This is a genomic window from Streptomyces sp. P17 (genome assembly GCF_032436805.1).
Taxonomy (GTDB): domain Bacteria; phylum Actinomycetota; class Actinomycetes; order Streptomycetales; family Streptomycetaceae; genus Streptomyces.
Genome location: NZ_JAVRBF010001358.1, coordinates 1 through 243, shown reverse-complemented (window position 1 = coordinate 243; position 243 = coordinate 1). Strand labels below are relative to the sequence as shown.

1 protein-coding gene is annotated in these 243 nt (G+C 70.4%); it reads left to right on the top strand.

Annotated elements, in window-relative coordinates; translation table 11 throughout:
- Nucleotides 1-243: hypothetical protein (locus tag RMT89_RS44970; RefSeq protein ID WP_315889523.1), on the top strand; the 243-nt coding region annotated here is incomplete at both ends.

The following is a 243-nucleotide window of genomic DNA, read 5'->3' as shown; positions in this document are numbered from 1 at the left end:
GCCCGACACCGTCGCAGGCTGCTGCGCATGGCTCACCACCTGGCTCAACTTCGCCCAGACCCTGCCCCAGTGGGACGAGCTGGTGTGGGGCATCGACCGCTGCTGGCGCAACACCCGCGCAGCCACCCGAGGCGTCCGCGACGACGACCCACCCCGACACGCCCGATGCAACCGCTGCCACATCGGCACCCTCACGCCATCAGGCGACGTGTGGACCTGCACCGACTGCGCCCGCATCATCTC